This is a genomic window from Nocardioides gilvus, from assembly GCF_003194605.1.
Lineage (GTDB): Bacteria > Actinomycetota > Actinomycetes > Propionibacteriales > Nocardioidaceae > Nocardioides > Nocardioides gilvus.
Map to the genome: position 1 here is coordinate 140981 of NZ_QHKY01000001.1, position 22539 is coordinate 163519.

Here is a 22539-nt window from a genome sequence, read left to right on the forward strand (position 1 = left end):
ACGGCCGGGTCGACGGCAGCCCCTCAGCCCATCTCCTCCACGAGCCGACGCAGGAGCAGCCGCGCCTCGTCCTCGGAGAAGTCCGAGCGTCGAGTCCTGACCGACACGGTGGTACGCAGTGGGGTCGAGACGAGCCCGATGCCCACAGCCTGGGGGCCGTTGACCGCGGGGAACATCGCCAGAGACTCCAGCCCGTCCCCCGTCACCAGACCGAGGTTGCTCACGTTCACCGTGTAGCCGAGACGGTTCTTCAGGGCCCGCATCACCATCGGGCCCACTCCTCCCGCCGACGTCTCGGGAAAGTCGGGCTCCGGCTCCACCGCGCGGATCGCTGCCTTCACCCGCGCCTCGTCCCAGCCGAGCTTGAGCGGGATCCGCAGGTAGGCGGTCCGTCGATCGGGCGCGATGTCCCCCGGGGCTCGCCGTGAGGCGCCCATCACGACCAGGAAGCGACGGCCCCCGCGCGAGCGGCCTCGCGGCCAGGCGGCGTAGACCTTGGTCAGCGCGGTGCAGACCGTCGTACCGTTGACCTTCCACCGGGTCGCGGACTCCTGGAGAAGACTTTCAGGCTCGGCCACGCGGGCGGGATTGCGGGTGCCTCCGAACCGTGCGGGAGGGCTCACCAGGGCCTCACCCAGCCGGACGATGCTGGAGGTCAGAAAACTCCGGGACGAACGACGCTCCCCCACCCCTCGGGCCGAGGAGGAGAGTTCCCGGCCGACCAGCGACGAAGCGATGGCGACCAGGCCCAGGCCGTCGCACACTCCGTGATGGGCGGTGACGAAGAACGTACGAGCGTCCGACCTCGCCAGGAGGCGTACGAGGCGACCGTCACCGAAGTCGGCACTCGCGCTCTCCTCGCGCACCCGGTCCCACTCCTGGGCAGGGACCTGCCGCAGACTCGGCACGGGGCCGAGGTGCGGGTGTTCACGCACCATCGTGGTCAGCCGCGCCGGTGCGCCGGTCAGGTCGACGGGCTCGGCGAAGGAGAGCTCCAGCGAGATCCCCCAGGTGACGTCGGGGTCCCCGTAGAGCCCGACGACCTCCTGGGCTCGACGCAGGGCTGTCTCATTCTCCTGGGGACTCACCACGCGCGGCGCACCCAGGTCACTGTCGGTCACTGGACCGCGCCCGGACCCCCACGAGAGTCGTCCCGTGGGGCGGCGGCGTCGACGGAGGGCGACTGGTCGGGCGAGTAAGGGGCTTCTGAGGCGACGGCATCGCGCATCTCCGGCGCCTCCGACACGACCGGCCCGATGTCGCTCCGGCGCCTGCCGCCCGTCTTCGCGGTGCCGTCGTAGGGCTTGGAGAGGTGCTTGGCCCACTGCATCGCCGGGGTCTCGACCCATGCGTAACTCATCGCGCCCAGGAGATAGGCGATGGGAAGGAGCCAGAGCAACCTGAAGAACAGGCCCTGCGGCCCCTCCTGGAAGGTGACGTCCTCAGCCAGGATCGTGATGACGGGCAGGTGCCACAGGTAGATGCCGTAGGACCACCGCCCGGTCGCCTGCATGACGCGGGAGCTGAGCAGTCGCACCAACGGGGCGCCGGGACCCGAGAAGACGGAGATGATCAGGAGCGTCCCCGCGAGCCCGAGTCCGGCGCCGTCCCGGACGTACTCCTGGGTGAGGGTGAGCTTGGTGAAGGAGACCGGCCCGCTCCACTCGGAGATCGCGACAGCCGCGAAGACCAGCGCCAGCATGGGCAGCAGCCACGGGTCGGTCATGATCTTGCGTCCGCGGGTGATGTCGGTCGCTCCGGCGCGTTCGGCATCCATCATCAACCCGATCAGGGCACCGAAGGCGAAGCAGATCAGGTACCTGGGCAGCCACATGCCGGCGCTGTCCCAGACATCCTGCTGGTGCGCCCATGCCAGGTAGGCCACGGAGACCGGGAAGATCGCCACCAGGATCCCCACATGGGCCTTCAGTCGGTGCCGCTCGGGGACGCGGGGCACCACGCCGTGCAGCACGATCGCAAGGATCGGCAGGGCCAGGTACCAGGTCAGCTCGACCCCCATGGACCACGCCTGCTCCAGGCCGACCGTGAGCTCGAAGAACTGGAGGGTGTTGACCAGGGTGAGGTCACGAATCCACTCACCGAAGGTGTCCGGAACTGCCTTCGGGTAGATGAAGTACCAGACGTGCAGCGTGACCCAGTAGGCCGGGAAGATGCGCAGGACGCGACGGATGGCGAAACCCGGCAGGGACGGTCTCGGCGCCCACCCCATGATCCAGCGCCCGAAGGGCCGGTAGAGCAGGAAACCGGAGAGGACGAAGAGCGCGATCGGGCCGTACCCGTGCACACCCAGCCACGGGTACTCCGTCTTGCCAGCGGTGTGGACCAGGACGACCATGAGGGCAGCAAAACCGCGCATGCCCGTCAGGGAGGAGATCTGGGCGTCCCGCACCTCACGTGAGGTGGGGTCGGTCACCGTCGCGTCAGTCGCAGCCACGCGCACATTCAAGCATGAGCCGCCCACTGTGTCTTCGTATGAATGGTCTCTGGACGTGCGCGAGGCCTGCCCCCCTACGCATGGGTAGCCGATCCCCCTAGACTCCTCGGGTGACTTCACTGACGTACCGCGCCAAGGCCGTCATGAGCACAGGTGCCGGCATCGCCGTCGCCATGGGCGTCATGAACGTGGCCGTGTACGCCTTCACCCTCGGAGCGGCCAGTCTGATGGGTCCCGGCGCCTACAGCCCGGTGGCCGCGATGATGAGCCTCCTGACGGTCATCAGCGTCGGTGCTCTCGGACTGCAGGCCACGGCCGCCCGGCGCATCTCTGCCCACCCCGAGCACGTCGCCCAGATCGAGGCAGAGGTGCTGTCCCTGACCTGGCGGGTCTCCATCGGGATCGGTGTCGTCCTGCTGGCTCTCACCCCGGTGATCAACGTGGTCCTGCGTCTGGACAGCATGGGTCTGGCGGCCCTGGCCGGCCCGGTCTCCGTGCCGCTCACCCTGGTGGGTGGCTACATCGGCATCCTCCAGGGCGAACGCCGCTGGTTGCCCCTCGGACTTCTCTACATGGCCGCGGGCCTGCCTCGCCTGGCGCTCGGCGTCGCTCTGCTGGCCTGGCGCCCCACAGCATCGGTCGCAGTCCTCGCGGTGCTGCTCGGTGCCATCTTCCCGGTCGTGCTGGGCTGGTGGATCCTGCGGAGCAACCGCAGGCCCGACACCACGGATCCGACCCATTCGGCGAGCGCCATCCTGCGCGAGACGCTGCACAACTCGCAGGCGCTGCTGGCCCTCTTCGCCCTGTCGAGTGCTGACGTGATCGTCGCTCGCAACACGCTCTCCGACCATGACGCCGGCCTCTACGCCGGCGGAGTGATCCTGGCCAAGATGCTGACCTTCCTGCCCCAGTTCGTGGTGGTCGTCGCCTTTCCGACCATGGCTTCGGCCAGTCAACGCACCCGAGCGTTGACCCAGAGTTTGACCGGGATCACCGCCCTGGGCATGGTCTGCACCCTGGGCGTCTGGATGCTCTCCTGGCTGGCCCTCTACTTCGCTGGGGGCCAGGAGTTTGCGGAGATCCAGGACCAGCTCTGGCTCTTCGCGCTGCTGGGCACGGTGCTGGCACTACTGCAGCTGGTGGTCTACTCCGTGCTGGCCCGTCAAGGACAGCGCTCGTCCTACATCGTGTGGTTGGCGCTCGTCGTGCTGGTGGTGGGCGGCCTGATGACCGACTCCGTCGCCGGGCTCCTCGTGTGGGTCCTGCTCGTCGACGTCGGACTGCTGGTCACGCTCGTGGCCATCAGCTACAGCATCGTCCGCCAACCGGCTTCCGAGCAGAAGCCGCTGAGCGTCCCCCACTGAGGCCGGCGTCCTCGATCCGCGACGAGGCTCAGTGCGCCGCGTCGTGCCAGCTGCGGCCGGTGCCGACCGACACGTCGAGGGGAACTGACAGCTCGGCCGCCGACCCCATCTCCCGACGGACCAGCGCCTCGAGCGCCTCGTGCTCGCCCGGCGCCACCTCCAGGACAAGTTCGTCGTGCACCTGCAGGAGCATCCGGGAGGACAACTTCTCCTCGACGAGCGCCCGCTCGACCCCGTGCATGGCGACCTTGACCAGGTCAGCGGCAGAGCCCTGGATCGGCGCGTTGAGCGCCATCCGCTCAGCCATCTCCCGGCGTTGGCGATTGTCACTGGTCAGGTCCGGCAGGTAGCGGCGTCGGCCCATGATCGTCTCGGTGAACCCGGTGCGCCGGGCCTCGTCGACCGTGCCCTGGAGATAGTCCCGGATCCCGCCGAAGGTCTCGAAGTAGTCGTCCATCAGGAGACGCGCCTCGGCCGGAGTGATCTTGAGCTGACCGGAGAGACCGAAGGCGGAGAGCCCGTAGGCCAGGCCGTAGTTCATCGCCTTGATCTTCGCGCGCATTTCCGGCGTGACGTCGTCGGCGTCCACCCCGAAGACCCGAGAGGCGGTGATCGAGTGGAAGTCGTGACCGGAGCGGAATGCCTCCGCCAGCAGTTCGTCACCCGAGACGTGCGCCATGATCCGCATCTCGATCTGGCTGTAGTCGGCTGTCATCAAGGACTCGAAGCCGTCACCGACAACGAAGGCTTCCCTGATGCGCCGGCCAGCAGCCGTGCGGACGGGGATGTTCTGGAGGTTGGGGTCCGTGCTGGAGAGCCGCCCCGTGGCCGCGATGATCTGGTTGAACGTGGTGTGAATGCGACCGTCGGGAGCCACCGTCTTCAGCAATCCCTCGACCGTCTGACGCAGGCGGGTGACGTCGCGGTGGCGCAGCAGGTGCTGCAGGAAGGGATGTGCGGTCTTCTCGAAGAGTTGCTGGAGCGCGTCGGCGTCGGTCGTGTATCCGGTCTTGGTCTTCTTCGTCTTCGGCATCGCGAGCTCGTCGAAGAGCACGACCTGCAGCTGCTTGGGAGAGCCGAGGTTGATCTCCTTGCCGATGACGTCGAACGCCTCCTCAGCGGCCTGCTTGACCTCCCCCGCGAACTCGGACTCCAGCCCCTGGAGGTGATCGAGGTCGACCGCGATGCCGGTCTGCTCCATCCGCGCCAAGGTGTGCACCAGGGGGAGCTCGACCTCGGCCAGCAGGGTCGTACCCCCGTGCTCCTCGACGGAGTCAGCCAGGGCCCCGGCCAGGTCGAGCACCGCTCGCGCCCGCAGCATCGCGAGGTCTGCCACGGCGTCGTCCTCGGCGAAGAGCAGGCCCTGCGCCCCGTCGCCCTCCTCCTTGAGCTCACGGCGCAGGTAGCGAACGGTGAGGTCGGCGAGGTCGTACGAGCGCTGGTCGGGGCGTACGAGATAGGCGGAGAGGGCGGTGTCACCGCGCAACCCCGCGAGCTGCCAACCGTGGGCGCCCAGGGCCAGGATCGGCCCCTTGGCGTCGTGCAGGAACTTGCCACGAGTGTCGTCGGCCAACCAGAGCGCCAACGCCTGGTCATCGTCGAGAGTCAGCTCCGCCACGTCGACGTACGCCGCCTGCCCGCTGGCATTGGCGAGGGCCAGTCCGTCGACCCGTCCCGTCCCTGCTCCCCACGTGCCGCGCACGTGCAACCCGACGTCAGTCGTGGCGTGCTCCTCGAGCCATGCACCCAGGGCGCCGGGAGCCAACGTGGCTCCGTCGACCTCGAAGCCGCCCTCCTCGGTCTCCTCCTCGGACGTCAAGGACTCGAAGAGCCGGTCGCGCAGCACCCGGAACTCGAGGCCGTCGAAGAGGGTGTGCACCTCCTGACGATCCCAGGGACGACGCAGCAGGTCGTCCGGCGTCAGCTCGAGGGTGAGGTCACACAGCAGTGCGTTGAGGCGACGGTTGCGGATCACGTCACCCAGGTGGGCGCGCAGGCTCTCCCCCGCCTTGCCCTTGATCTGGTCGGCCTGCGCGATCACGTTGTCGAGGCCGTCGTGGGTGGCGATCCACTTGGCTGCCGTCTTGGGTCCGACCCCGGGCACGCCGGGGAGGTTGTCGGAGTCCTCACCGACGAGGGCGGCGAGCTCGGGATAGCGGTGGGGCGGGAGGCCGTACTTCGCCTCCACCGCCGCGGGGGTCATCCTCGCCAGCTCCGAGACGCCGCGCATCGGGTAGAGAACCGTCGTGTGCTCGTTGACGAGCTGGAGCGAGTCCCGGTCACCGGTCAGGATCAGCACGTCCATGCCGGCCGCCACGGCCTGGGTGGCGAGCGTCGCGATGATGTCGTCCGCCTCGTACCCGTCCATGGAGAGGTGCGGGATGTGCAGAGCGTCCAGGACCTCCTGGATGAGCGGCAGTTGCGAACCGAACTCGTCGGGAGTCTTGGCTCGCTTCGCCTTGTACTCCGGGTACTCCTCCAGGCGGAACGTCTGACGCGACTTGTCGAAAGCCACCCCCACGTGGGTCGGTTCCTCGTCGCGGAGGACGTTGATCAACATCGAGGTGAATCCGTAGACCGCATTGGTGTGCTGCCCGGTGCTGGTGGAGAAGTTGTCCACCGGGAGCGCGAAGAAGGCTCGATAGGCCAGCGAGTGGCCGTCCAGGAGCAGCAGACGAGGTCGGGAGTGCTTGTCGGTCACATCGGGAACACTATCTGCACGCGGCGACACAACTCGCCCCCGCCAGAACGTCCATCAGTCACAATGGGCGCATGACGCAGCCCCCAGCAACCCCGGCAGTGCCCACAGCGCCCCCTCGCTCCGACCGCACCGACATCACGTCGCTGGAGGGGCTCCTGGCGGAGATGAAGAACCACATGGGAGCGCTCTCGGACAAGATGGGCATCGCGTTGCTCGAGGTGTCGGCCGAACGAGTCGTCGCCAGCATGCCGGTCGAGGGCAACACCCAGCCGTACGGGCTCCTGCACGGCGGGGCATCCGTGGTGCTGGCCGAGTCGTTGGGATCGATCGGGGCCGCCGTGCACGGTTACCCCGACCGATTCCCTGTGGGGGTGGACATCAACGCGACCCACCATCGCTCCGCCAGCTCGGGCACGGTCACCGGGGTAGCGACGGCGATCCACCTGGGTCGGACCAGCGCCGCCTACGAGATCGTCGTCAGCGACGAATCCGGACGCCGGGTGTGCACCTCCCGCATCACCTGCGCGCTGCTTCCCACCGAACGCTGAGCCTGCTCAGGAATCGATGCGGGAACCGCGGCGACCGCGACGTGCCGCGAGCACCTTGTCGATGTGCCGACTGCTCGAGGACCCCACACCCCGGGACGGCCTGGAGGCGGAGAGTCGCTGACGCAGGGCGTGGGTGTGGGCCACCCGGAGCACTGCTCGCGGGGCCATCGCCAGACGGGCCAGGAAGCGGTTGGCGTCACGGGACGAGGCCAAGGCAGCCGAACCGACGTACGCGGTGCCTCGCTCCTCGGCGAAGGTGACGGCGGAGTCCATCAGTGCGGCTCCGACTCCGCGGCGTTGGTGATCGGGAAGCACGTGGGGCGCGAAGGCGTGCACCATCTGGTCCAGGTTCAGGGCGGTGATCGGAGCGCACCTGAGGTGGACCGCTCCCACGACGTGGCCGTCGACCTCGGCGACCACCACACGCGCGTCCGGATCGGAAGCCGCAGTCTCGATGATCCCCACGACGTCACTCAACTGGTCGGGCAGTGGCGCCGAGCGCAACACGTCGGCCCACAGTTCGCGCAACACGGCGGCATCCTCGACCACCGCAGTACGCAACATGACCGTGGCACGCGTCATGGCTCCACCTCCCACCACGAAGAAACTATGCCGGCGCCACAGCCCCCCGGTGCGCCCTGCCAGCAGCGTATCCGTTCGAGGCTTCCGCCGACACCTCATCGCTGACTCCGGGCACCGCAGCAGCGTGGCCGCTCAGCCCTTGGCGATCCCGGGACCGTGTTCGATCACACCGTCGGCCACCTGACGCATGGAGAGCCGCAGGTCCATGGCGGTCTTCTGGATCCACCGGAAGGCCTCGACCTCGGTGATGGCCAGCTCGCTCTGCAGCAGCCCCTTGGCACGGTCCATGCTCTTGCGGGTCTCGAGGCGCTCCGCCAGGTCGGCCACCTCGGACTCCAGGGCCCTCACCTCGGCGAACCGCCCCACCGCCATCTCGATCGTGGGAGTCAGGTCTGCCTTGCTGAACGGCTTGAGGAGGTAGGCCATCGCTCCTGCGTCGCGCGCGCGTTCGACGAGGTCACGCTGGCTGAAGGCAGTGAGGATGACGACCGGGCAGATGCGTTGCGCAGCGATGCGCTCGGCGGCAGCGATCCCGTCCAGGATGGGCATCTTCACGTCCAGGATGACCAGGTCGGGACGCAACTCCTCGGCCAGCTCGATCGCGCGCTGACCGTCGGCCGCCTGACCGACGACGTCGTACCCCTCCTCGGCCAGCATCTCTGCCAGGTCCATGCGAATCAGCGCCTCGTCCTCGGCGATGACGACGGTTGCTGCGGGGACGGGCGGAGTGGTCACGGTGGAAGGCTATCGCCTCCACCCCATGAGCACAGCGCCGACGCGGTGACTCCCCGATCACCCCCGGCCCCCGTGGTGGGATCTCGATGCCCCTCCGGTAACTTTGTCGCCGTGGTGAAGCCCCGGTATCCCAACCGGTAGAGGAAGCGGTCTCAAACACCGTCCAGTGTGGGTTCGAATCCCACCCGGGGCACCACACCCCGCCCGAGCTCGAGCCAGCTGCAGGCCGCGTTCAGCCCTCGCCGCGGTAGGCCGCAGCCACGCCGTGGATCGCGTCGCCCATCCGGTGGACGCGCAGGGCGTTCGTCGAACCGGGGATGCCCGGGGGCGTACCGGCGGTGATGACGATGAACTCACCCTCCTGCACCCGCCCGGAGGACAGGAGCAGCTCATCGACCTGGCGCACCATCTCGTCGGTGCTGCCGACGTCAGGGGTCTGCAGGGTCTCGACCCCCCAGCTCAGTGAGAGCTCGGCACGCGTCGAGGCCAGCGGGCTGAAGGCCAGCAGCGGAATCGCACCGCGGTAGCGCGAGAGGCGCCGCGCCGAGTCACCGCTCTGGGTGAAGGTGACCATGAACTTGGCGCCCATCCGGGCCGCCACCTCGCCGGCGGCCTTGGAGATGATGCCGCCCTTCGTCCGCGGCTGCCAGTCGACGGCTGCCATCCGCGCGAGACCGTGGTCCTCGGTGTTCTCCACGATCCGGGCCATCGTGCGCACGGTGACGATCGGGTAGGCCCCGACGCTCGTCTCACCCGAGAGCATCACGGCGTCCGCACCGTCCAGCACCGCGTTGGCGACGTCCGAGGCCTCGGCCCGGGTGGGGGCCGGCGCGGTGATCATCGACTCGAGCATCTGGGTCGCGACGATCGCGGGCTTGGCGTGACGGCGGGCCAGCTCGATGAGTGTCTTCTGGTGCAGCGGGACCTCTTCGAGCGGACACTCCACGCCCAGGTCGCCACGGGCCACCATCAGGCCGTCGAAGGCGTCGATGATGGACTCACGGTTGTCGATGGCCTGGGGCTTCTCGATCTTGGCGATGATCGGGACGGAGATGCCCTCCTCCTCCATGATCGCGCGCACGTCGTCGGCGTCCTCGGCCTGGCGGACGAAACTCAGGGCGATGAAGTCGACGCCCTGGCGCAGCGCCCATCGCAGGTCCTCGGTGTCCTTCTCGGAGAGCGCCGGCACCGAGACCGCGACGCCGGGCAGGTTGATGCCCTTGTGGTTGGAGACCGTGCCCCCGACCACGACCCGCGTACGTACGTCCTGGCCGTCGACGGCCGTCGCCACGAGCCGCACCTTGCCGTCGTCGATCAACAGCGGGTCCCCGGGGGTGACGTCGCCGGGGAGCCCGGCGTACGTCGTCCCGCACACCACCGCGTCACCGAGCACGTCGCGCGTGGTGATGGTCCACTCCTGGCCCGCCGCGAGCACGACGGGGCCGTCACGGAAGACGCCGAGGCGGATCTTCGGGCCCTGGAGGTCGGCGAAGATGCCGATCGCGCGACCGCTCTCGTCGCTGGCCTCCCGCACCATCTGGTACATCCGCGCGTGGTCGGCGTGGGTGCCGTGACTCATGTTGAGCCGCGCGACGTTCATCCCCGCCTGGATCAGCTCTCTGATCCGCTCAGGGGTGTCGACAGCAGGGCCGAGGGTGCAGACAATCTTCGCTCTACGCACTCCTCGATCCTAGCGGTCAGCGCTGCGCACCCGTCGCTCCGCCATGCGCTGGGGACATGCAACACCGGCCGGGCCGCCACAGGGCGACCCGGCCGGTGCCGGTGAGCTGGACCGTTCAGACCATCAACGGACGTGCCGTCGGAGGAATCGGCTTCGGCAACTCGGTCGACCCGGTGAGGAACTCATCCACGCAGGCCGCGGCAGCGCGTCCCTCGGCGATGGCCCACACGATCAAGGACTGACCACGACCGGCGTCGCCGGCGACGAAGACACCGGGGACCGACGACTGGTAGTCCTCGTCCCGCGCCACGTTGCCGCGGTCGTCCAGCTCCACCTCGAGCTGCTCGACGAGGCCAGCCCGCTCCGGGCCCACGAAGCCCATCGCCAGGAGGACCAGGTCGGCCGGGATCTCGCGCTCCGTGCCGGGGACCGGCTGGAACGACGCGTCGACCTCGACCAGACGCAGCGCCTTCACGTTGCCCTCGTCGTCCCCGACGAACTCGGTGGTGGAGATCGAGTACGCCCGCTCGCCACCCTCCTCGTGGGCCGAGGAGACCCGGAAGAGCATCGGGTAGGTCGGCCACGGCTGACCGGCCGGGCGCACCTCGGTCGGCTGCGGCATGATCTCCAACTGCGTGATGCTCGCTGCACCGTGACGGGTCGAGGTGCCCAGGCAGTCCGCGCCGGTGTCACCGCCACCGATGATCACGACGTGCTTGCCGTCGGCCCGGATCTGGTCCGGAACCTCCTCGCCGAGCGCCTCGCGGTTGGCCTGCGGCAGGAACTCCATCGCCTGGTGGATCCCGTTGAGCGCACGCCCGGGCACCGACAGGTCGCGGGCGACCGTGGAACCCATGGCCAGCACGACGGCGTCGTAGCGCTGGAGCAACCGCTGGCCGCTGAGGGAACCTGCTCCGACCTCGACGCCGGAGCGGAAGATGGTGCCCTCGCGGCGCATCTGGTCGAGCCGGCGATCGAGGTACTTCTTCTCCATCTTGAACTCCGGGATGCCGTAGCGCAACAACCCGCCCGGCTGGTCGGCGCGCTCGTAGACCGCGACCGTGTGGCCGGCCCGGGTCAGCTGCTGGGCCGCAGCCAGTCCGGCGGGGCCGGACCCGATGACGGCGACCGTACGTCCCGACAACCACTCCGGCGCCTCGGGACGGACGTACCCGGACTCCCAGGCCCGGTCGATGATCGCGACCTCGACGTTCTTGATGGTGACCGGGTCCTGGTTGATCCCCAGGACACAGGCCGTCTCGCACGGGGCCGGGCACAGGCGACCGGTGAACTCCGGGAAGTTGTTGGTCTTGTGCAACCGGTCCATCGCGCCGTCCCAGTCGTCACGGAAGACCAGGTCGTTCCACTCCGGGATGATGTTGCCCAACGGGCAGCCCTGGTGGCAGAACGGGATGCCGCAGTCCATGCACCGGCTGGCCTGGGTCTTGATGATCGGCAGCAGGGCGCGTCCCATGCTCCCGGGGTAGACCTCGTTCCAGTCCTGGACTCGTTCCCCGACCGGGCGGCGGCCTGCCACCTCACGTCCGTGCTTGAGGAATCCCTTCGGGTCAGCCATGAAGCACCTCCATGATGCGAGCAGCAGCCTCGTCCTCGCTGAGACCCTCGGCGAGGGCCTCCGTGCGGGCTTCGAGCACGCGACGGTAGTCACGAGGCATGACTTCGGTGAACCGGCCCACGGCGGCGGGCCAGTCGTGGAGCAACTCGTCGGCGACCGTGGAACCGGTCTCCTCGAGGTGCTCGCGGATGATCGACTCGAGCTCGGCGACCCGCTCCCCCTCGACGGGCGAGAGATCGACCATTTCTCGGTTGACGCGACCCTCGTCGAGGTCGAGCACGAAGGCGTAGCCGCCCGACATGCCCGCCGCGAAGTTGCGGCCCGTCGGTCCCAGGACCACGACCCGACCACCGGTCATGTACTCGCAGCCGTGGTCGCCCAGTCCTTCGACGACCGCGGTGAGGCCGGAGTTGCGGACGCAGAACCGCTCGCCCACCTGGCCACGCAGGAAGATCTGCCCCGACGTCCCGCCGTAGCCGATCGTGTTGCCTGCGATCACCTGCTGGCTGGCGTCGAACGTGGCGGTGCGCGCAGGGCGGACGATGATCCGGCCACCCGAGAGCCCCTTGCCGACGTAGTCGTTGCCGTCGCCCTCCAGGCGCATCGTGATGCCCTTGGGGACGAAGGCGCCGAACGACTGACCGGCCGAACCGGTGAAGGTGATGTCGATGGTGCCGTCGGGCAGACCCGCCGCGCGGTACCGCTTCGTCACCTCGTGACCGAGCATGGTGCCGACGGTGCGGTTGACGTTGCAGACCTCGACCTGGGCACGGACCGGCTCACCGGACTCCAGCGCCGGGGCGCAGATCTCGATCAGCTTGTTGTCCAGAGCCTTGGCGAGACCGTGGTCCTGGGTCTGGGTGCACCGCAGGTCCTGGTCGGGGAACTGCGCAGGGTTCTCCACCTTGTGCAGGATCGGCGAGAGGTCGAGACCCTCGGCCTTCCAGTGGTCGACTGCCTCGACGGTGTCAAGCACCTCGACCTGTCCGACCGCCTCGTCGAGCGTACGGAACCCCAGCTCGGCCAGGATCTCGCGCACCTCCTCAGCGATGTAGGTGAAGAAGTTGACGATGAACTCGGGCTTGCCGCTGAACCGCTGACGCAGCACCGGGTTCTGGGTGGCGACACCCACCGGGCAGGTGTCCAGGTGGCACACCCGCATCATCACGCAACCGGAGACGACCAGCGGAGCGGTGGCAAAGCCGTACTCCTCTGCGCCCAGGAGCGCTGCGATCACGACGTCGCGGCCCGTCTTGAGCTGGCCGTCGGCCTGTACGACGATCCGGTCACGCAGTCCGTTGAGGAGCAGCGTCTGCTGCGTCTCGGCCAGGCCGAGCTCCCACGGACCGCCGGCGTGCTTGAGCGAGGTGAGCGGCGAGGCGCCGGTACCCCCGTCGTGGCCGGAGACCAGGACGACGTCGGCGTGTGCCTTGGAGACGCCGGCCGCGACCGTGCCGATGCCGATCTCGGAGACCAGCTTCACGTGGACCCGGGCAGCCGGGTTCGCGTTCTTCAGGTCGTGGATCAGCTGGGCGAGGTCCTCGATCGAGTAGATGTCGTGGTGGGGCGGCGGACTGATCAGACCCACGCCGGGCGTGGAGTGCCGGGTCTTGGCCACCCACGGGTAGACCTTGTTGCCGGGCAGCTGGCCACCTTCACCGGGCTTGGCGCCCTGGGCCATCTTGATCTGGATGTCGTCGGCGTTGCTCAGGTATTCGCTCGTGACGCCGAAGCGACCCGAGGCGACCTGCTTGATCGACGAGCGGCGCTCGGGATCGTAGAGACGCTCGGCGTCCTCGCCGCCCTCACCGGTGTTGGACTTGGCGCCCAACCGGTTCATGGCGATCGCGAGGGTCTCGTGCGCCTCCTGGCTGATCGAGCCGTAGGACATCGCGCCGGTCGAGAACCGCTTGACGATCTCGCTGACCGGCTCGACCTCGTCGATCGAGATCGGGCTGCGTCCGGACTCGCCGGCGTCCTTGAACCGGAAGAGGCCGCGCAACGTCATCAGACGCTGCGACTGCTCGTCCACCCGGGAGGTGTACTGCTTGAAGATGTCGTAACGGCCCTCACGAGTGGCGTGCTGGAGACGGAAGACCGTCTCCGGGTCGAACAGGTGCGGCTCACCGTCACGACGCCACTGGTACTCGCCACCGCTGTTGAGCTCGCGGTCGGCCTTGACCACGCCACCGCGGGGGTACGCCTCCGCGTGGCGCAGCGCGACCTCCCGGGCGACGGTGTCGATGCCGATGCCGCCGAGCCGGGACGTGGTGCCGGTGAAGTACTTGTCGACCAGCTCGCTCGACAGTCCGATCGCCTCGAAGATCTGGGCCCCGGTGTAGGAGGCCACCGTGGAGACGCCCATCTTCGACATCACCTTGACGACGCCCTTGCCCAAGGCCTTGATCAGGTTCTTGACCGCGAGCTCCGGGTCGGCGTGGACGTAGTAGCCGTCGCGGGCTAGGTCCTCGACCGACTCCATCGCCAGGTACGGGTTGACCGCACTGGCGCCGTAACCCATGAGCAGGGCAACGTGGTGCACCTCGCGGACGTCGGCCGCCTCGACGACCAGTCCCACCTGGGTACGCGTCTTCTCGCGCACCAGGTGGTGGTGGACGGCTGCGGTCAGCAGCAACGACGGGATCGGAGCGAGGTCGGCCGTCGAGTGACGGTCGGAGAGCACGATGATCCGGGCGCCGTCGTCGATCGCGGCGGACACGTCGCGGCAGATCTCCTCGATCTGGGCGGCGAGAGCCTTGCCGCCACCGGCAACCTCGAAGAGACCGCGAGCGACGTGGGTCACGAACTCGGGGCGCTCTGAGTCCTGGTGCAGGTAGCGCAGCTTGGCGAGGTCGTCGTTGGAGAGGACCGGGAACGGGATGACCACCTGGCGGCAGGAGTCCGCAGAAGGCTCCAGCAGGTTGGACTCCGGCCCGACCGTGCCCCACAGCGACGTGACGAGCTCTTCGCGGATGGCGTCCAGCGGCGGGTTCGTCACCTGGGCGAACAACTGCTGGAAGTAGTCGAAGATCAGGCGGGGCTTCTGGCTCAGGGCTGCGATGGGGGTGTCGGTGCCCATCGAGCCGAGCGCCTCACCACCGGTGTTGGCCATCGGAGCCAGGATGACGCGCAACTCCTCCTCGGTGTAGCCGAAGACCTGCTGACGCCGCGCGACGGAGGCGTGCGTGTGCACCACGTGCTCGCGGTCGGGCACGTCGTTGAGGTTGATGAGGCTCTCGGAGAGCCAGCTCTCGTACGGGTGCTCGGCGGCCAGGGTCTCCTTGACCTCGGCGTCCTCGACGATGCGGTGCTCCTCGGTGTCGACCAGGAACATCCGGCCGGGCTTGAGCCGGCCCTTGCGGACGATGGTCGCGGGGTCGATGTCGAGCACGCCGACCTCGGAGGAGAGGACGACGAGGCCGTCCTCGGTGACCCAGTACCGGGAGGGACGCAGGCCGTTGCGGTCCAGGACCGCCCCCACCTGGGCGCCGTCGGTGAAGACGACACAGGCCGGACCGTCCCACGGCTCCATCATCGTCGAGTGGAACTCGTAGAAGGCCCGCAGCTGCGGGTCCATCAGGTCGTTGTTCTCCCACGCCTCGGGGATCATCATCAGGACCGAGTGCGGAAGCGAGCGGCCGCCGAGGTGCAGCAGCTCGAGGACCTCGTCGAACGACGCGGAGTCCGATGCGCCCGTGGTGCAGATGGGGAAGAGTCGCTCCAGGTCACCGCCGAACTTCTCGGAGGCCAGGAGCGCCTCGCGCGCCCGCATCCAGTTGCGGTTGCCCATCACGGTGTTGATCTCGCCGTTGTGCGCGATGAACCTGAACGGATGGGCCAGGGGCCAGCTCGGGAAGGTGTTGGTGGAGAAGCGCGAGTGGACCACCGCGACCGCGGAGGCGACGCGCTCGTCACACAGGTCCGGGAAGACCTGGTCGAGCTGCTCGGTGGTGAGCATCCCCTTGTAGGCCAGGGTGCGCGAGGAGAGCGAGGGGAAGTACACCTCGGTCAGACGCTCGGCACGCTTGCGCAGGCAGAACGCCTGGCGCTCCAGGTCCATGCCGGTCACAGCCGCCCCGGGGGCGGAGACGAAGAGTTGGACGAAGGTCGGCATCACCGAGCGGGCGGTCGCGCCCAACGACTCGGGAACAACTGGGACCTCGCGCCACCCGAGGACCTCGAGGCCCTCCTCGGCAGCAATCTTCTCGACCGCGGCCCGGGTGTCAGCCACTGCGGAGACGTCCCCGGGGATGAAGGCCGTGCCGACGGCGTACGCGCCGGGGGCCGGGAGGTCGAAGTCGACGACCGCTCGGAGGAACCCGTCAGGTACCTGCAGGAGGATGCCGGCGCCGTCACCCGAGTTGGGTTCAGCACCTGCCGCCCCGCGGTGCTCCATGTTGCGCAGGGCCTGGAGGCCCTTGGCAACGATGTCATGGCTCGGAACGCCGGTCAGGGTCGCTACGAAGGCCACACCACAAGCGTCGTGCTCGTGGCAGGCGTCGTAGAGCCCTTGTTGCGGCGGGAATGCGTGCATGGGCATTTCTCCCGTCGTCCTGGGATCAACGTCGACTCGTGTGGAGTGAGGATTGATCAAGTAATGAGGCACGGGACGACGTTGGCCCGGGGCGGAAAACTGTAACACTCCTGAGGGCTCAAGCCACACCCGAAGGTCAGCGCGAGGACCGGACCGGGTCCAGGGCATCGGGCAAGCGCATGAATCAGCCCACCGCTGTGGCGTCCTCGCCGGGTTGCCGCGACGTCACGACGCTCTCGCGACCCGGGCGGCGGCGGACCTGGATGACGAAGAAGACCAGCGCCGCCACGAACAGCACGATCGAGGTCCAGGAGTTGAGGCGCAGCCCGAGGACGTCGTCGTACTGCACGGTGTCGATGCGCAGGTCCTCGATCCACCCACGGCCCAACGTGTAGAACATCACGTAGAGCGCCACCACGCGACCGTGGCCCAGCTGCCAGCGGCGGTCGGCCCACAGCAGGAACACGCAGCCGATGACGGCCCACAGGGATTCATAGAGGAAGGTCGGGTGGAAGGCCACATCGGCACCGATGTACTCGAACGGACGGTGCGCGTCGTCGATCTCCAGACCCCACGGCAGGTCGGTGGGGGCACCGTACAACTCCTGGTTGAACCAGTTGCCCCAACGACCGATCCCCTGGGCCAGCAGCACCCCGGGCGCGAGCGCGTCCAGCATCGGCAACACCTTGATCTTCTTGATGCGCGCCCCGATCACGATCCCGAGGGCGCCCAGGGCGATCGCACCCCAGATGCCGAGGCCGCCGCGCCAGACGTACAACGCCTCGATGGGGTTGGCGCCCTCGCCGAAGTAGAGCTGGTGGTCGGTGATCACGTGGTAGAGCCGACCGCCCACGAGGCCGAACGGGACCGCGAAGATCGCCAGGTCCTGGACGTCGCCGGCGGCCCCGCCGCGGGCCACCCAGCGCTTCTCCCCCATCCAGATGGCGACCACGACGCCGGCGATGATGCACAACGCGTACGCGCGCAGCGGGAAGGGGCCGATCTCCCAGACGCCCTGGGACGGGCTGGGAATCGTGAGCGCGAGGACCTGGCTGAGCATGGTGGCAGTCTCCTGGTCGGACGGGTCGGGTCGATCAGCGGGTGAGCAGTGCCTCGATGTCCTCGGACATCTCGGAGGCGGAGACGTCCTTCGTCCAGACGATGGTGCCCTCTCCCCCGGCGTCCAGACCCACGACGTGGTCACTGTGGACGACCTCGTACCCACCGCTGGGCAACTTCTCGCCCTCGTCGACCATGACCTTCATCGAGCGCCCGACCTCGACGACGTCGTCGAGGTCGCCGGTGAGCCCCGTGAAGGACGGGTCGTAGCGGTCGAGGTAGCCGCGCAGGGTCTTCGTGTCGTCCCGGGCGGGGTCGGTTGTCACGAAGACCATGCCGACGCGCTCCCGCAGGTCGTCGTCCAGTCGGGTGATGGCCGAGGTGATGCTCGACATCACGATGCCGCAGATGTCGGGACACCGGGTGTAACCGAAGAAGACCAGGGTCAGGTCCTTCTCGACGTCACCGAGGGCGACGTCCTGACCCGTGGTGTCGGTCAGCTCGATGGGTGACGCCACGTACTTCTGGTCGAGCTCAGCGCCGTGCATCTTCTCGTCGGCCGCGGGCTCGCTGGCACTGCACGCACTGAGCAGGATCGCCACGACGGCGAGGAGCGCCGCAAGCAGTCGCCGCCCGGAACGCCGCGAAATCCCGCTCATCGACGTACGCCCCGGGCCAGGTCCTCCGTGAGCGCGCCCAGCGCCCGGAGCCCGGCAGCGCGGTCGGCAGAGTGCTCCTGCAGGACGCGGACGAAGGCGGAGCCCACGATGACGCCGTCGGCGAACTGCGCGATCTCACGGGCCTGTGCCCCGTTGCTGACTCCGAGCCCCACCCCGACCGGCAGGTCGGTGGTGGCCTTCGTCCTGGCCACCAACGGGCCCGCGAGGTCACTGGTCGTGGAGCGGGTACCGGTGACACCCATGACCGCGGTGGCGTAGACGAAACCGCGGCAGTTGGCCGTGGTCATCGCGATGCGCTCGTCGGTCGAACTGGGCGCGACCAGGAAGATCTTGTCCAGGTCACGGTCGTCCGCGGCGGCGATCCACTCCGCACCGCTGTCGGGGGTGATGTCGGGAGTGATCAGGCCAGCGCCCCCGGCGGAGGCCAGGTCGGTGGCGAACCGCTCGACGCCATAGCGCTCGACGGGGTTCCAGTAGGTCATCACCACGGTGGGCGTGCCGGTGGCCGCCACTGCCTCGACGACCCGGAGCACGTCGGTCGTACGGGTCTTCTGCTCCAACGCCTGCTGGGCAGCCGCCTGGATGGTGGGGCCGTCCATCACCGGGTCGCTGTAGGGCAGCCCGATCTCGATGACGTCGCAACCGGCCGAGACCATGGTGCGCATCGCGTCGATCGAGCCCTGCACGTCGGGGAAGCCCGCCGGCAGGTAGCCGACCAGGGCGGCGCGGTCCTCAGACCGTGCCGTGGCAAAAGCGTGGGCGGTGGAGTTGACGCTCACCGGGGGTCTCCCGTCTCGTCGTCCGAGCGGCCCAGACCGAACCACTCGATGGCCGTCCCCATGTCCTTGTCCCCGCGACCGGAGAGGTTGACGATCACGGTCGCCTCAGGACCGTGCTGGGCCACCAGGTCAGGGATCAGCTTGAGGGTGCCGGCGAGCGCGTGGGCGCTCTCGATCGCCGGGATGATGCCCTCGGTCCGGGCCAGCAGCGCCATCGCGTCCATGGCCTCCGCGTCGGTGACGGGGAGGTAGCGCGCGCGTCCGACCTGCGCGAGGTGGGAGTGCTGGGGCCCGACACCGGGGTAGTCCAGACCGGCCGAGATCGAGTGGGACTCCACGGTCTGACCGTCCTGGTCCTGGAGGACGAAGGTCCGCGCGCCGTGCAGCACGCCGCTCTCGCCGGCGAAGATGGTCGCCGCGTGACGCCCGGTCTCCACGCCGTCACCACCAGGCTCGAAGCCGTAGATGGCCACGTCCTCGTCCTCGAGGAAGGCGGTGAAGAGGCCGATCGCGTTGGAGCCGCCCCCGACGCAGGCGGTGACCGCATCGGGCAGGCGTCCGAACTGCTCCAGGCACTGCTCGCGGGCCTCGTCGCCGATCCCGCGACAGAAGTCTCGGACCATGCTGGGGAAGGGGTGTGGGCCTGCTGCGGTGCCGAAGAGGTACGCGGTGTGGTCGACGCTGGCCACCCACTCGCGCAGCGCCTCGTTGATGGCGTCCTTCAGCGTCGCACTGCCGGATTCGACGGCGATGACCTCGGCGCCCAACATCTGCATGCGGGCCACGTTGAGCGCCTGGCGGCGGGTGTCTACCGCCCCCATGTAGACGGTGCAGTCGAGACCGAAGTAGGCAGCAGCGGTCGCGCTGGCGACCCCGTGCTGCCCAGCACCGGTCTCGGCGATGACCCGGGTCTTGCCCATCCGCTTGGTCAGGAGTGCCTGCCCCAGGACGTTGCGGATCTTGTGGGCACCCGTGTGGTTGAGGTCCTCTCGCTTGAGCAGGATGCGTGCGCCGTGCTGCGCCGACAACCGTTCCGCGTGGTAGAGCTTGCTCGGCGCACCGGCGTAGTCGGCCAGGATGTCGTCGAAGGACTTGACGAAGGCCTCGTCGGCCATGGCGTCACGCCAGGCGACGTCGAGCTCGTCGAGCGCCGCGATCAGTGCCTCCGGCATGAATCGTCCGCCGAAGTTCCCGAAGAAGCCTCGCTCGTCGGCGCCGAAACGGCTCTCGTCACCCATCCCGCTCATGCTCCCACTCCCGTCATGTCGCGCACTGCACGTTCAGGGTCGCCGTCCTTGACCAACGCCTCGCCCACCAGCACGGCACGCGCCCCGTCGGCCACGAATCCGGCCACGTCGTCACGGGTGTTGATGCCGGACTCGGCGACCTTGACCCGGTCGTCCGGGATCATCGGCGCGAGACGGGCGAAGGTGGCGGGGTCGACCGCCAAGGTCTTGAGGTTGCGGGCGTTGACCCCGATGAGCTCAGCACCCAGCGTCACCGCCCGTTCGGTCTCGGGCTCGTCATGCACCTCGACCAGGACGGTGAGCCCCAACTCGCGCGCCTCGTCGTACAGACGACGCAAGGTCTCGTCGTCCAGGGCCGCCACGATCAGCAGCGCGAGGTCCGCTCCGGCCGCGCGGGCCTCGACGAGTTGGTAGGACTCCACGATGAAGTCCTTGCGCAGGATCGGTGTCTCCACCGCGGCCCGCACCGCGCGCAGGTCGTCCAGGGAGCCCTTGAAACGGCGCTCCTCGGTCAGCACCGAGATAGCTGCGGCTCCTCCTCGGGCGTAGGAAGCAGCCAGCACGGCCGGGTCCGGGATGTCGGCCAGGTGCCCCTTGCTGGGGCTGCTGCGCTTCACCTCGGCGATCACGCTGGAACCCCGGGCCCGGAAGTGGGGCATCGGGTCGCGCGGGCCGTCCACGTCGGCGAGCGCCGCAGTGAGGTCACGCAACCCGATCTCGGACTCGCGACGCGCAAGGTCGATCCGGACACCGGCAACGATGTCGTCGAGGACGGACACGCAGATTCCTCCATGACGGGCTGGGAAGCGGTACGAACAGGGTCAAGCCTCTCACCTGCGCGGTGACGTCTCACCACGAGTCCTGCCGGGCGGGCGAACCGCGCGGTGGACGCGGTGGCTCAGGAGGCCAACCAGCTCCCCATCGGCAGGTTGCGCACCACGGCGAAGACCGCGAGCACGGCCAGCAGACTCCACCACGCCCCGGGCGGGACGCGTTCCAGGACCAGCGGACGCAGCCCTCGCGAGGCACGCAAGAGGGCCCAGAGCCACAGTCCGACCACCACCGGGGCGCCGATCACCACGAGGAGGTTGCTCGAGGCAGCAGCAGGCAGGTCCACGTTGCTGAGGTGGTGCACCGACCGGAGCCCGCCACAGAAGGGGCAGTCGAAACCCATCAGGGCGGTGGGACAGAAACCCCAACTGCCACGGACATTCGGGTCGCGCACGTGCAGGGCCACCACGGCGATCCCCACTATCGCCCCGACCCCGAGGACCCGGGCCAGGCCCGTGGTCCGGTCGGAGAGCTCGTTCACCCCGCCACGATCAGTGTGACTCCTGGTGGAAGCCCATCTTGGCCAGCACCAGGAAGAGCGGGAAGGCGCCGACGGCAACGACGATGCCAACCCAGAAGAGCACGATGGAGATGGGGCTCAACATCAGCGCGACGCTACCGATCACGAACCCGACCATGGACACCGCGACCGCGGTCCAAGCAGCGGGAGTGTTGCCGTGGTTGTCAGCCATGAGAATGCGCTCCAAAGTCAGCCGAGGAATTCAGACCCAGGATCGGGTCGCCCACAGTCTAGGGGGAGCCTCAACGAGTCGGGTCGTGACCCTCGTCGATCGCCTTCCAGACGTCTGTCGGGTCAGCCTCGCTGAGATCAACAGCGACGACCTCCGACCCCGTGACGGCGCTGGCCGTGGCCGGAGCGTCGTACCGACTGCCCATCTCCGGCCATCCGGCCACGCGCACCACCGCCACCGCACTGGCGGCGACCGCCAGCGCGGCCCCGACCCCCGCGGCGAAGAACCACGGGGTCCAGGCCAGTGTCTGTCCGACCTCGGGGCCGCTGGTGGCCAGCCTGGCGGCGACGTCGTCGCGCAGGCTCGACCAGCCGACCACCCAGGTCGCGACCAACGCCAGGGCGGTGCCCAGACCCAGCACCGCCACCGCACGCCGCGGCCGACCACGGCTGACCAGGACCACTCCCCAGCAGGCGAGGAGCAACAGACCCAGCGCCCCGGCCAGCGGCATCTGGCCCAGCCCCGGGTGACTCTCCCAGAAGAACGTCATCGCCCCTTCGTTGCGGGCCGAACTCTCCACCGCGACCCAGTCCTTGTGCCCGGCCGTGGCCGCCAGCCCGGATCCTGCGAGGCCGACGAGGACGCTCGGGCCGAACGTACGGTCGCTCATGAGTCGGTGACCGCGAGCAGCAGGTCCGCGTCGAAGCAGGTGGCATCGCCCGTGTGGCAGGCCGCACCGTCCTGGGCGACCTTGAGGAGGATCGTGTCCTTGTCGCAGTCGAGACGGACCTCCTTGACCCACTGACTGTGCCCGGAGGTCTCCCCCTTGACCCAGTACTCCTGGCGGCTGCGGGACCAGTACGTGGCCCGCCCCGTCGTCAGGGTGCGGTGGAGGGCCTCGTCATCCATCCATCCGAGCATGAGCACTTCGCCCGAGTCGTGCTGCTGGACGATCGCCGGCACCAGCCCGTCAGCGTTGCGCTTGAGGCGGGCGGAGATGGCGGGGTCGAGTGCAGTCACCCGGCCATTATCGCGCCCACGTCCAGGCAACGTGGTGGGAGACCCCGGTTGCGGG

19 protein-coding genes and 1 tRNA gene are annotated in these 22539 nt (G+C 68.7%); 3 read left to right on the plus strand and 17 right to left on the minus strand.

Going from position 1 to position 22539, the window contains the following annotated elements; genetic code table 11:
• Nucleotides 1–23 precede the first annotated feature (23 nt).
• Both DNK52_RS00640 and DNK52_RS00645 read right to left on the minus strand, forming a co-directional pair.
• Nucleotides 24–1121, minus strand: a complete 1098-nt coding sequence (locus tag DNK52_RS00640) for a hypothetical protein (RefSeq protein ID WP_110238641.1) — start codon at nt 1119–1121, stop codon at nt 24–26.
• Nucleotides 1118–2455 carry an acyltransferase family protein gene (locus DNK52_RS00645; protein ID WP_110238642.1) on the minus strand — a complete coding sequence of 446 codons (1338 nt, stop codon included), beginning with the start codon at nt 2453–2455 and terminating at the stop codon, nt 1118–1120. The genes DNK52_RS00640 and DNK52_RS00645 overlap by 4 nt, the downstream gene beginning before the upstream one ends.
• 110 nt (nt 2456–2565) lie before the next feature.
• Between DNK52_RS00645 and DNK52_RS00650 the strand changes: the two genes are divergently transcribed.
• Nucleotides 2566–3819 carry a lipopolysaccharide biosynthesis protein gene (locus DNK52_RS00650; protein WP_204163325.1) on the plus strand — a complete coding sequence of 418 codons (1254 nt, stop codon included), beginning with the start codon at nt 2566–2568 and terminating at the stop codon, nt 3817–3819.
• Nucleotides 3820–3847: 28 nt separating this feature from the next.
• On the opposite strand, the gene polA is transcribed toward DNK52_RS00650, so the two are convergent.
• The gene (polA, locus tag DNK52_RS00655) at nt 3848–6520 is read right to left on the minus strand and encodes a DNA polymerase I (protein WP_110238643.1); all 2673 of its coding nucleotides are present in this window, start codon (nt 6518–6520) and stop codon (nt 3848–3850) included.
• Between the two features lie 71 nt (nt 6521–6591).
• Between polA and DNK52_RS00660 the strand changes: the two genes are divergently transcribed.
• The gene (locus DNK52_RS00660) at nt 6592–7068 is read left to right on the plus strand and encodes a hotdog fold thioesterase (RefSeq protein ID WP_420812325.1); all 477 of its coding nucleotides are present in this window, start codon (nt 6592–6594) and stop codon (nt 7066–7068) included.
• Nucleotides 7069–7074: 6 nt separating this feature from the next.
• Here DNK52_RS00660 and DNK52_RS00665 read toward each other — a convergent pair whose 3' ends face one another.
• Together DNK52_RS00665 and DNK52_RS00670 are read right to left on the minus strand one after the other, a co-directional pair.
• Nucleotides 7075–7650 carry a GNAT family N-acetyltransferase gene (locus DNK52_RS00665; protein WP_110238644.1) on the minus strand — a complete coding sequence of 192 codons (576 nt, stop codon included), beginning with the start codon at nt 7648–7650 and terminating at the stop codon, nt 7075–7077.
• A gap of 132 nt (nt 7651–7782) precedes the next feature.
• Nucleotides 7783–8385, minus strand: a complete 603-nt coding sequence (locus tag DNK52_RS00670) for an ANTAR domain-containing response regulator (protein ID WP_275426123.1) — start codon at nt 8383–8385, stop codon at nt 7783–7785.
• 119 nt (nt 8386–8504) lie between these two features.
• Between DNK52_RS00670 and DNK52_RS00675 the strand changes: the two genes are divergently transcribed.
• Nucleotides 8505–8581: transfer RNA gene (locus DNK52_RS00675), tRNA-Leu, on the plus strand.
• Between the two features lie 36 nt (nt 8582–8617).
• On the opposite strand, the gene pyk is transcribed toward DNK52_RS00675, so the two are convergent.
• The 12 genes from pyk to hisI all read right to left on the minus strand — a co-directional run bounded on the left by pyk (nt 8618) and on the right by hisI (nt 22484).
• A complete protein-coding gene (gene pyk / locus DNK52_RS00680; protein ID WP_110238645.1) occupies nt 8618–10066 on the minus strand; it encodes a pyruvate kinase in 1449 nt (482 codons plus the stop codon).
• A 115-nt stretch (nt 10067–10181) separates the two neighbouring features.
• The gene (locus DNK52_RS00685; RefSeq protein WP_110238646.1) at nt 10182–11642 is read right to left on the minus strand and encodes a glutamate synthase subunit beta; all 1461 of its coding nucleotides are present in this window, start codon (nt 11640–11642) and stop codon (nt 10182–10184) included.
• Nucleotides 11635–16176: a glutamate synthase large subunit gene (gene gltB, locus DNK52_RS00690; protein WP_420812326.1), complete on the minus strand. Its 4542-nt coding sequence runs from the start codon at nt 16174–16176 to the stop codon at nt 11635–11637. Before gltB ends, DNK52_RS00685 begins: the two co-directional genes overlap by 8 nt.
• Before the next feature lie 184 nt (nt 16177–16360).
• Entirely contained in the window at nt 16361–17236 is an 876-nt protein-coding gene (lgt, locus tag DNK52_RS00695; protein WP_110238648.1) for a prolipoprotein diacylglyceryl transferase, read from the minus strand.
• 34 nt (nt 17237–17270) lie between these two features.
• Nucleotides 17271–17894, minus strand: coding sequence for an SCO family protein (locus DNK52_RS00700; RefSeq protein ID WP_110238649.1), 624 nt, complete (start codon nt 17892–17894; stop codon nt 17271–17273).
• Nucleotides 17891–18694, minus strand: coding sequence for a tryptophan synthase subunit alpha (gene trpA, locus DNK52_RS00705; protein ID WP_110238650.1), 804 nt, complete (start codon nt 18692–18694; stop codon nt 17891–17893). The genes DNK52_RS00700 and trpA overlap by 4 nt, the downstream gene beginning before the upstream one ends.
• The gene (gene trpB, locus DNK52_RS00710) at nt 18691–19941 is read right to left on the minus strand and encodes a tryptophan synthase subunit beta (protein ID WP_110238651.1); all 1251 of its coding nucleotides are present in this window, start codon (nt 19939–19941) and stop codon (nt 18691–18693) included. Before trpB ends, trpA begins: the two co-directional genes overlap by 4 nt.
• Nucleotides 19938–20720: an indole-3-glycerol phosphate synthase TrpC gene (gene trpC / locus DNK52_RS00715; RefSeq protein WP_110238652.1), complete on the minus strand. Its 783-nt coding sequence runs from the start codon at nt 20718–20720 to the stop codon at nt 19938–19940. The genes trpB and trpC overlap by 4 nt, the downstream gene beginning before the upstream one ends.
• A gap of 119 nt (nt 20721–20839) precedes the next feature.
• Complete coding sequence (locus DNK52_RS00720) at nt 20840–21253, minus strand: DUF2752 domain-containing protein (RefSeq protein ID WP_110238653.1); 414 nt, start codon at nt 21251–21253, stop codon at nt 20840–20842.
• A gap of 10 nt (nt 21254–21263) precedes the next feature.
• Nucleotides 21264–21464, minus strand: coding sequence for an HGxxPAAW family protein (locus DNK52_RS00725; protein ID WP_110238654.1), 201 nt, complete (start codon nt 21462–21464; stop codon nt 21264–21266).
• A 70-nt stretch (nt 21465–21534) separates the two neighbouring features.
• Nucleotides 21535–22134 carry a Trp biosynthesis-associated membrane protein gene (locus DNK52_RS00730; protein WP_110238655.1) on the minus strand — a complete coding sequence of 200 codons (600 nt, stop codon included), beginning with the start codon at nt 22132–22134 and terminating at the stop codon, nt 21535–21537.
• Nucleotides 22131–22484, minus strand: a complete 354-nt coding sequence (gene hisI / locus DNK52_RS00735; RefSeq protein WP_110238656.1) for a phosphoribosyl-AMP cyclohydrolase — start codon at nt 22482–22484, stop codon at nt 22131–22133. The genes DNK52_RS00730 and hisI overlap by 4 nt, the downstream gene beginning before the upstream one ends.
• Between the last annotated feature and the right edge of the window lie 55 nt (nt 22485–22539).